A 9110-nucleotide genomic window follows, 5' to 3' on the forward strand; every position below is an offset into this window, starting at 1 on the left:
CACTGCCCACCATCCACCCCACATTGAGTCCGGTCACACACATCGGTCTCGGTGACCCAAGACTCAGAACACCACATAAAAATAATCGGTGGCCTACATGACTCCTTCCCAAAGCTCTCCCGTGGAGCGTTCCTCCATGACTCCTGCCGCTGGCGGCATCGGCGACAAGATCCGCGGCGCCATGGCCGTCGGCAAAACCCGTTGGGGCATGCTGGCGCTGGTGTTTTTCGCCACCACCCTGAACTACATCGACCGCGCCGCGCTGGGCGTCATGCAGCCCATCCTCGCCAAGGAAATGAGCTGGACGGCGATGGACTACGCCAACATCAACTTCTGGTTTCAGGTGGGCTACGCCATCGGTTTCGTGCTGCAAGGCCGGTTGATCGACAGGGTCGGCGTGAAGCGTGTGTTCTTCTGCGCGGTGCTGCTCTGGAGCCTGGCGACCGGTGCCCATGGCCTGGCCACCTCGGCGGTCGGGTTCATGGTCTGCCGCTTTATCCTCGGGCTGACCGAAGCCGCCAACTATCCGGCTTGCGTGAAAACCACGCGGTTGTGGTTTCCGGCCGGCGAGCGCGCCGTGGCGACCGGCATTTTCAACGCCGGCACCAACGTCGGGGCGATGTTCACACCGATGCTGCTGCCGTTGATCCTCCACGCGTGGGGCTGGCAGGCGGCGTTCCTGTGCATGGCGTCACTGGGTGGCATCTGGTTGCTGTTCTGGGGCTTGAAGTACTTCAACCCGGAAGATCACCCGAGCGTTAAACAGTCGGAGCTGGACTACATCCAGAAGGAAGTCGAACCGGAACAGGCCCGCGTACCGTTCTCCCGAATCCTGCGCATGCGCGGCACCTGGGCCTTCGCCCTCGCCTACTCGATGACGGCTCCGGTGTTCTGGTTCTACCTGTACTGGCTGCCACCGTTCCTCAATCAGCAATACAACCTGGGGATCAACGTGACCCAGATGGGTATTCCGCTGATCATCATCTACCTCACGGCCGACTTCGGCAGCGTCGGCGGCGGCATCCTTTCCTCGTTCCTGATCGGCCGCGGAATCAACCCGATCAAGGCGCGACTGATGTCCATGTTCCTGTTCGCCTGCTGCATCATCGGCGTGATCATGGCGGCCGGTTCAAGCAGTCTGTGGGTCGCGGTCTTCGCCATCTCCCTGGCCATCGGCGCTCACCAGGCCTGGACCGCGAACATCTGGAGCCTGGTGATGGACTACACGCCTAAACACATGATGAGTACGGTGTTCGGTTTCGGCGGCATGTGCGCGGCCATCGGCGGGATGTTCATGACCCAGTTGGTCGGTCATATCCTGACGGTCACCAACAACAACTACACCGTGCTGTTCACCCTGATTCCGGCGATGTACTTCATCGCGCTGATCTGGATGTACTTCATGGCGCCGCGCAAGATTCCGACCGTTACTGAGTAAAGTTCGACGCAATACCCTGTGGGAGCGAACCTTTATGGTGAGGGGACTTGTCCCCTCGCCACAAAGGTTCGCTCCCACAGTTCGTTCGCCGCGGCTACCGGCGACTCTGTTGCCACGCCGCCGCCAATCCGCTGCAGCAAATCACCGCGATCCCCACAATCGTGGTCAGGGTCGGCGTGTGAGAAAACAGCAACCAGCCCAGCAAACCGGCAAACACAATCTGGCAATAGCCGAACGGTGCCAGCAACGCCGGGGCTGCGTGGCGGAAAGCCTGGGTCAGAAACAGATGCGCTGTCATCCCGCAGGCGCCCAGCGCCACCATCATCAAGCCATGCCCAACGCTTGGCACTTGCCAGAAGAACGGCACCAGCGCACTCATCACCAGGGTGTTGCACAGGCCGGCAAAGAAGTTGCTGGTGGTCGGGCTGTCGATCTCACTGAGCTTGCGAGTGAGCAATTGATAGAAGCAGAAAAACAGCGCCGAGCAGAGCGGCAGCAGAACCGCTGGCGTGAACAGATCGCCGCCGGGGTGGACGATGATCAACACGCCGACAAAGCCGCAAATCACCGCGATCCATTGGCCACGGGTGACGCGCTCACGCAGCAGCGGCACCGACAGTGCAGTCACCAGAACCGGAGCGAGAAAGTTGACCGCCGTGGCTTCAGCCAACGGGATGTACTGCAAGCCGGTGGTGAAAAACAGACTGGTGCCCAGCAAGCACAACGCCCTCAGCAACTGCAGCATCGGCCGTTTAGTGCGCAGGACGCGCAACCCGGACTGCGGCAGAAAAATCCCGGCCATCAATATGGTGTGAACCACATAACGGGCCCAGACCACCATGACAATCGGGTAGAACCCCGAAAGGTATTTCGACAAGGCGTCATGGCTGGAGAAAAGGAAGGTGGCGACGACGATCAGCAAAATCCCTTTGAAGGGTTGGTTTACGCCGGAGAGCGGAGTGCTGACGGTCATGGATTGCCCTTGTGCCTCGCGAATTCAATCTAAATTTAGAACCTGGTTCCAGATTCTCACATAGCCACTCTGTAAAACCGGGCGAACAGCGCACACAATTTTCAGAAGAGCTGCTTGACTGCATGACCGTTAATTGAAGAACTCGGACGCCAGGCTGGCGGCAGACAATTCCTCGGTAAATTTCAACAGCAGTGGTGCCAGCTCATGCAGTCGCGCTCCCGGCATCCGCGCGCTTGGACCGGCAATGCTCAGCACGCCAATTACTCGCCCGTCGGTGGGGTGCCGTACCACTGCCGCAATCGCTGAAGTGCCCACTGCCGAACTCTCCTCGACCCAGGCGTAGCCTTGCTCCCGCGCCAGTCGCAGCCGTTCCAGCAATTCAATGTTGGACCGCGGAGCGTTCGGTCCCAGATCCTTTGGCCGGTCGCCGCCCTGGCGCTCCACCAGCGACAAGGCCTCGGCGTCGCTCATGCAAGCCAGCCACGCATGGCCCGAAGCCGTATAAAACAACGGTGCGTCGCGGCCCATGTCCGGGTCGTAACGCAACCCCGAACGGGCGCCCTGGGATTTGGCGATCCAGATCTGCCGCTCACCTTCGATAAGCCCAAGACGCACCAGTTCCCCGGTTTCCTGGGCCAGACGATCCAGCACGGGCTGAACGATATCGGCGCCGCTACCCGCCAGGTAACGAAAACCCATCGCGACCAGTTTGGTGGACAAGTGATACCGCAGATTCTCCGGATTCTGCCGCACATAACCCAGTCGAATCAGCTCCGCGAGCATACGGTGGGTCGCGCTTTTAGGGATGTCCAGTTGCTCCGCGAGCAGCTGCATGGGCAAACCGCGAGGGTCACGGGTGAGGCTTTCGAGCACATTGAAGACACGTTCGATCTGACTGCCGGCCATGGGAGGTTCCGAATTCGATTTGCCCTGATTCTAGAAGACGAACCGGGTAATGCGAAATCTGGAACCCGAGGTTTGAGCGACGCAGACACTCGACTGTTTGATAAAAACCCGTCCCCTGAGGGAATTCGAGGGGTTATCCATGTTCCTACTGCCTGCACGCTACCGGCCAGCGAGTGAAAGACGGACGACCGGACTGGCGCCGCTCTCACTCACCAGCAACACTCATCCCCACGGACAATCAGAGGATTCCCACATGCTATGGAAAAAAGGCCGACGCAGCGACAACGTGGTCGATGCCCGTGGTGATGATGTCGGCGGTGGTGGCGGCGGGATGCGCTTTGGTGGCGGCAAGGGCCTGAGCCTGACGGCCATCATCCTGATTGTCGGGATCGGCTGGATCACCGGCCAGGACCCGTTGCAGATCCTCGGCCAGTTGACCGGCCAAATGACCGAGCAATCGGCACCGGCCTCGACGCAAACCCGCAAGGCACCGCCGGCCAATGATGAAGGGGCGGAGTTCGTACGCTCGATCCTCGGTGACACTGAAGACACCTGGGGCCAGATTTTTCAGCAGGCCGGTCGGCAGTATAAGAATCCTACGCTGGTGCTGTTCAGCAACCGGGTGAACTCGGCGTGCGGCCTGGCGACTTCGGCGACCGGCCCGTTCTATTGCCCCGCAGACCAGAAGGTCTACCTGGACATGAGTTTTTTCCAGGAAATGTCACAACGCTTTTCCGCTGCGGGTGATTTCGCTCAGGCCTACGTGATCGCTCACGAAGTCGGACACCATGTTCAGACGTTGCTCGGTGTCTCGGCGAAAATTCAGACAGCCCGCCAGCAAGGCCGGCAAATGGAAGGCGACGGCGGTTTGCTGGTACGCCAGGAACTGCAAGCGGATTGCCTGGCCGGTGTCTGGGCCAACAACGCGCAGCAGCGCCTGAACTGGCTGGAACCGGGCGACATCGAAGAAGCCTTGAATGCCGCCAACGCCATCGGCGACGACCGCTTGCAGCAGCAAGGTCAGGGTCGCGTGGTGCCGGACTCGTTTACCCATGGCACGTCAGCGCAAAGGGTGCGCTGGTTCAAAACCGGATTTGCGCAAGGCCAGGTGGGCCAGTGCGATACCTTTGCGGCGAAAAACCTATAGATGAATAAGTGGCTGTTGGTTCTGTTGTTCACCTGTGCAAGTACCCAGGCTGCCGAGCAGGCAGTCAAGGAAATCAGCGCCGGACGGCTGTTGTTGAACGAAGGTGAGATGGCGGTGGGCATTGGCCCGGCGCCAGCGAAAATCGAACGCGTGCTGATCATCCTCCATGGACGGTTGCGCAACGCCGAAACGTATCGCCAGAGCGCCGAGCGTGCGGCGGAACAGGCCGGGCAAAGCGCCAACACGCTGGTGATCGCTCCACAATTTCTCAATGAAACCGACGTGGCACTCCATCCAGTGGCCGACACCGTGTTGCGTTGGCAAGGCAATGACTGGATGGCCGGCGGTTTATCCACCGCTCCGTTTGCGCTGAGTTCCTACGCGGCCCTCGACCAGATCATTGCCCGGCTTGGCGATCGTCGACAGTTTCCGGACGTAAAGGACATCGTCATCGCCGGCCACTCCGGTGGTGCTCAGGTGGTTCAGCGCTATGCCTTGTTGAGTCACGATCAACCGGAACTCAAGGCTGCTGGCGTGCACGTGCGCTATGTCATCGCCAACCCGTCTTCCTACGCGTATTTCGATGAGCGACGGCCGGTGGCTTTCAGTCATGCCCGTTGCCCGGACTTCAATCGCTGGAAGTACGGCCTGAGCAATCTGCCTGCTTATGCCGAAGGACAAACACCCGCGCAGCTGAAGGAAAAGTACGTCCAGCGTGACATCGTTTATCTACTAGGGCAGCAGGACATCGACCCGAATCACCCAGCGCTGGATAAAAGCTGTGAAGCCCAAGCCCAGGGTGCTTACCGATTGATTCGCGGACGCAATTTTTTTGATTCTTTAAAACGTAGCCATCCGAAAGAGTTGAATCAGCAACTGATCGAAGTACCCGGGGTTGGGCATAACGGGGATGGGATGTTTACGTCGCCTGAGGGGCAGAAGGTTTTGTTTGGTCAGTGAGTTTTGTATTGCCTGGCAGTGCCCCTTCGCGAGCAAGCCCGCTCCCACATTCGACCGAGTTCTTTCAGAAAGAACAGGGTCGAATGTGGGAGCGGGCTTGCTCGCGAAGGGGCACTCTCAGACAACCAATTCCTCAAGCCGAAAGCATCTGCCTCAGCTCGACACAATCCGCCGCATGCCAATCGGTCAACTCCGGCCACGGATTATCCGGCAGATTCACCAACACCGTCCGCGCCCCCGCCGCCCGCCCGCAATCCAGATCAAACCGGTAATCACCGACCATCACCATCTCGCTCGCCGGCACCTTCCAGGCCTCGGCCAGTTTCAACAAACCACCGGGGTGCGGCTTGGGTGGCGCTTCGTCGCGCCCCAGCACATCCTCCACCGCGAAGCAGTCCGCCAGGCCGATGGCCTCCAGCGTCACATGCGCCAGTTCACGCGCATTGCGCGTAAGAATGCCCAGCCGATAACCGCGCCCAGCCAATTCACACACCAACTCGACGGCGCCCGGCGCCGGTTTCGAACCCAGCGCCAGATCCCGCTCATGCTCCAGCAACCACGCGTGTTTGGCTGCAGCCTCATCGGCCGGCAGCGTGGCGAGGTGAGTCTGGATGTCGTCTTCGGCCGGGATCGCCAATGCCACACGAATCGCCGCGAAATCATGCACGGCCACCGTCAGGGTGCCGTCCATGTCGAACACCCAGTGCCGCACCTCGGCCAGGCTCATGCCCAATCCTTGCGGTGACGAATCAAGCCTTCCTGAGTGACCGACGCCACCAGTTGCCCGGCGCGGTTGAATACACTACCGCGGGTGAAACCTCGGGAATTGCCGGCCCACGGGCTGTCCATCGCGTAGAGCAACCAGTCATCGGCACGCAGGTCCGCGTGGAACCACAGGGCGTGATCGAGGCTGGCGACCTGCATGTCTTTCTGCCAGACCGACTTGCCGTGAGGTTGCATCGACGTGGTCAGCAGACCGAAATCCGAGGCGTAGGCCAGCAGGTATTTGTGCAGCGCCGGGGTATCGGCCAAGGCACCGTCTGCACGAAACCAGACGTACTTGATCGGATCGGACGGCTGCGGGTTGTAGGGATCTTTCTCGGTGACCGGTCGGAATTCGATTGGTTTCGGGCACAGCAGTTTTTCACGCATGTGTTCGGGAATCAGATGAGCGCGCTGCTGAGTCAGCTCCAGCTCCGACGGCAGGTTTTCCGGGCCGACCACCACCGGCATCTCGGCCTGGTGCTCGAAACCTTTTTCGTCGTACTGGAACGAGGCGCTGCAGGTGAAGATCGGGTTGCCCTTCTGGATGGCCGTCACCCGACGCGTGCTGAAACTGCCACCGTCGCGCACCCGGTCCACCTGATACACCACGGGCAACGCGGAATCGCCCGGACGCAGGAAATAGCCGTGCATCGAATGCACATGGCGCGCGGCTTCGACCGTCTGACTGGCCGCCGACAGCGACTGACCGATCACCTGACCGCCGAACAGCTGACGAAAACCCAGGTCCTGACTGCGGCCACGGAACAGGTTTTCTTCGATCGGTTCCAGGGTCAGCAAGTCGACCAGATCATCCAACACTTGGCTCATTCAGACTCTCCTCACACAACACAATGCCGCGCAGTCTTGGCTGCGGCGGTCGATTCAGGTTCTGGCCGGGGCCATCATGGGGGCCATTGTAAACGTCCGGGCCGGCTTATCCATGCAAGGTTTGCAGCCATTGTTCACGGGTGATGCGGTACAACACATGGTGACGCAGGGGATGATCGGCAGCGAGCGTCGGGTGCTCAAAGTCATCGGCTGAATCGTGGTGCATGCCGATGGCCTGCATGACTTTCTGTGAAGGCATGTTGGTTTCCGTGGTGAAGGACACGACTTCTTTCAACGCCAGCCGGTCAAACCCGCAGCGCAGAGCGGTCCATGCCGCTTCACTGGCATAGCCAAGGCCCCAGTGCTCGCGAGCCAGACGCCAACCGATTTCGATGGCAGGCGTAAACGGCGCGTCGAATCCGACCACACCCAACCCGGTAAAACCGATGAACGCGCCGGTATCTTTGCGCTCCAGCGCCCACAGGCCGAAACCATGCTCGGCAAAATGCCCGCGCACGCGCCCGATCAGCGAAGCACTGTCCAGCCGACTCAGGGGCGCCGGAAAATAGCGCATCACTTGCGGATCGGCGCACATCGCTGCAAACGCTGGCAAATCCTCATCACGCCACTGCCGCAACAGCAGTCGCGCACTTTCGAGTTCCAGTATCGGCTCCATCGTCTACTCCCCCCCTTTCCATGCCGTAAGTCTACATCGCTGGTAGGATCCTTCCTTCAATCCTGCCAGCCGTCCTTGATAAAAGCCCGCCATGTCGCTGCCACTGATCTACCACGAAGACTACAGCCCCGAGTTCCCGGAGGATCACCGTTTCCCGATGGACAAGTTTCGCCTGCTGCGCGACCACCTGGTGGACAGCGGACTGACCCGGGACGCCGACCTGCTGCGCCCGGAACTCTGCCCGCCGGAGATTCTCGCCCTTGCCCATGACGCTGCCTATATCGAACGCTACATGAGCGGCGAGTTGTCCCGCGAAGACCAGCGGCGCCTTGGCTTGCCGTGGAGCGAAGCATTGGCCCGGCGCACGGTGCGCGCGGTCGGCGGTTCGTTGCTGGCGGCGGAACAGGCACTGGAGCATGGTTTGGCCTGTCACCTCGCCGGCGGCACGCATCATGCGCATTACGATTACCCGGCCGGGTTCTGCAATTATGCTGACCAATTATGTAAACAAAGATGATTGGACGGGGACGGCAGCAGCCTTGGAGAGTGTAGGTTTCTGAAAATGGAAATAAATACTCGAAATACCGCGAAAAGTTTACACAAAACTCAAGGCGTCCCCGGGCGCCCTCGTATCCATAGAGTCTGGTGATCCACACCCTTCACTTACGTTTTTTCGGCATCGATAGCTGCTTATCGGTTGCGAACCAAACTACTATCTCTCGTGAATTCACAGGACGCTCTTGGCTTTTCCTCGAACACGAAATGCCCGGGTTCCGACAGATGCTTGTGGGCGGATGGACAAACGGGAAAAATCGTACGTTAAGCCTGCAAAGCGTTATGAGTATGCCTATATTGTTGCCGCTGACCGAAAACTGACCCAGTAAAGGCTGTTGGGGATGCGGACAAAAACTTGGACTGGTTATGCCGCGAAGCCCAGGCTTTCACGATACTCAATGGGACTGAGCGCGCCGAGGGAAATCTTGATTCGTTTTTCGTTGTACCAGCGAATGTATGAATCCAAGGCCTGAATGAACTGCTCGATGCTCGTTGACTGCCAGTTGCGAGGATAGAACAGCTCCGTTTTCAGTCGGCCGAAGAAACCTTCACAAGCCGCGTTGTCAGGTGAGCAGCCTTTGCGCGACATCGAACGAATCAGCTTCGCATCAGCGATGCGCGATAGCCAGCCGGGCCAGCGGTAGTGAGCGCCACGATCGGAGTGAACAACAGGCCGTTTATCGTTGCTGGCCACCGTTTCGACAGCGGCATCCAGCATCGTGTTCACAAGCTCGGCGTCGGGACGCGTGCCGATCGACCAACTGATTACCTTCCCATCGAAGCAGTCGATCATGGGGGACAGGTACACCTTGCCGGCCGGGATCTGGAACTCCGAGATGTCGGTCAGCCATTTCTCATTCGG

The 9110-nt window shown here is 59.6% G+C and carries 9 protein-coding genes and 1 pseudogene; 4 read left to right on the plus strand and 6 right to left on the minus strand.

The features are described from left to right. The first annotated feature begins 136 nt into the window (after positions 1-136). The gene (locus FBY04_RS18540) at positions 137-1438 is read left to right on the plus strand and encodes an MFS transporter (RefSeq protein ID WP_235864448.1); all 1302 of its coding nucleotides are present in this window, start codon (positions 137-139) and stop codon (positions 1436-1438) included. A 94-nt stretch (positions 1439-1532) separates the two neighbouring features. On the opposite strand, the gene FBY04_RS18545 is transcribed toward FBY04_RS18540, so the two are convergent. After that, positions 1533-2411: a DMT family transporter gene (locus FBY04_RS18545; protein ID WP_145316082.1), complete on the minus strand. Its 879-nt coding sequence runs from the start codon at positions 2409-2411 to the stop codon at positions 1533-1535. Positions 2412-2540: 129 nt separating this feature from the next. After that, a complete protein-coding gene (locus tag FBY04_RS18550; RefSeq protein WP_084319583.1) occupies positions 2541-3317 on the minus strand; it encodes an IclR family transcriptional regulator in 777 nt (258 codons plus the stop codon). Between the two features lie 253 nt (positions 3318-3570). Here FBY04_RS18550 and FBY04_RS18555 point away from each other — a divergent pair, with 253 nt between their 5' ends. Together FBY04_RS18555 and FBY04_RS18560 are read left to right on the plus strand one after the other, a co-directional pair. Continuing rightward, positions 3571-4464 carry a neutral zinc metallopeptidase gene (locus FBY04_RS18555; protein ID WP_145316084.1) on the plus strand — a complete coding sequence of 298 codons (894 nt, stop codon included), beginning with the start codon at positions 3571-3573 and terminating at the stop codon, positions 4462-4464. Continuing rightward, on the plus strand, positions 4465-5424 hold the full coding sequence (locus tag FBY04_RS18560) for an alpha/beta hydrolase (RefSeq protein ID WP_084319587.1): 960 nt from the start codon (positions 4465-4467) through the stop codon (positions 5422-5424). It abuts the gene before it with no gap. 133 nt (positions 5425-5557) lie between these two features. On the opposite strand, the gene FBY04_RS18565 is transcribed toward FBY04_RS18560, so the two are convergent. The 3 genes from FBY04_RS18565 to FBY04_RS18575 form a co-directional block, all read right to left on the minus strand. Continuing rightward, a complete protein-coding gene (locus FBY04_RS18565) occupies positions 5558-6151 on the minus strand; it encodes an HAD family hydrolase (protein ID WP_145316086.1) in 594 nt (197 codons plus the stop codon). Beyond that, positions 6148-7017: an acyl-CoA thioesterase II gene (gene tesB / locus FBY04_RS18570; protein ID WP_084319590.1), complete on the minus strand. Its 870-nt coding sequence runs from the start codon at positions 7015-7017 to the stop codon at positions 6148-6150. The genes FBY04_RS18565 and tesB overlap by 4 nt, the downstream gene beginning before the upstream one ends. 106 nt (positions 7018-7123) lie before the next feature. Next, positions 7124-7693 carry a GNAT family N-acetyltransferase gene (locus tag FBY04_RS18575; RefSeq protein WP_145316088.1) on the minus strand — a complete coding sequence of 190 codons (570 nt, stop codon included), beginning with the start codon at positions 7691-7693 and terminating at the stop codon, positions 7124-7126. 91 nt (positions 7694-7784) lie between these two features. Here FBY04_RS18575 and FBY04_RS18580 point away from each other — a divergent pair. Further along, positions 7785-8189 (plus strand): annotated as a pseudogene (locus tag FBY04_RS18580) (histone deacetylase); the annotation flags it as partial. Positions 8190-8612: 423 nt separating this feature from the next. Here the strand turns inward: FBY04_RS18580 and FBY04_RS18585 are convergent. Beyond that, positions 8613-9110: IS3 family transposase (locus FBY04_RS18585; protein ID WP_145316090.1), on the minus strand; the 498-nt coding region annotated here is incomplete at its 5' end.

The organism is Pseudomonas sp. SJZ080, assembly GCF_007828295.1.
Classification (GTDB): domain Bacteria; phylum Pseudomonadota; class Gammaproteobacteria; order Pseudomonadales; family Pseudomonadaceae; genus Aquipseudomonas; species Aquipseudomonas migulae_A.

Excerpts from the sequence above, each read along its gene's own strand:
- FBY04_RS18540 (WP_235864448.1), top strand. The coding sequence starts at position 137 with ATGACTCCTGCCGCTGGCGGCATCGGCGACAAGATCCGCGGCGCCATG.
- FBY04_RS18545 (WP_145316082.1), bottom strand. The coding sequence starts at position 2,411 with ATGACCGTCAGCACTCCGCTCTCCGGCGTAAACCAACCCTTCAAAGGG.
- FBY04_RS18550 (WP_084319583.1), bottom strand. The coding sequence starts at position 3,317 with ATGGCCGGCAGTCAGATCGAACGTGTCTTCAATGTGCTCGAAAGCCTC.
- FBY04_RS18555 (WP_145316084.1), top strand. The coding sequence starts at position 3,571 with ATGCTATGGAAAAAAGGCCGACGCAGCGACAACGTGGTCGATGCCCGT.
- FBY04_RS18560 (WP_084319587.1), top strand. The coding sequence starts at position 4,465 with ATGAATAAGTGGCTGTTGGTTCTGTTGTTCACCTGTGCAAGTACCCAG.
- FBY04_RS18565 (WP_145316086.1), bottom strand. The coding sequence starts at position 6,151 with ATGAGCCTGGCCGAGGTGCGGCACTGGGTGTTCGACATGGACGGCACC.
- tesB (WP_084319590.1), bottom strand. The coding sequence starts at position 7,017 with ATGAGCCAAGTGTTGGATGATCTGGTCGACTTGCTGACCCTGGAACCG.
- FBY04_RS18575 (WP_145316088.1), bottom strand. The coding sequence starts at position 7,693 with ATGGAGCCGATACTGGAACTCGAAAGTGCGCGACTGCTGTTGCGGCAG.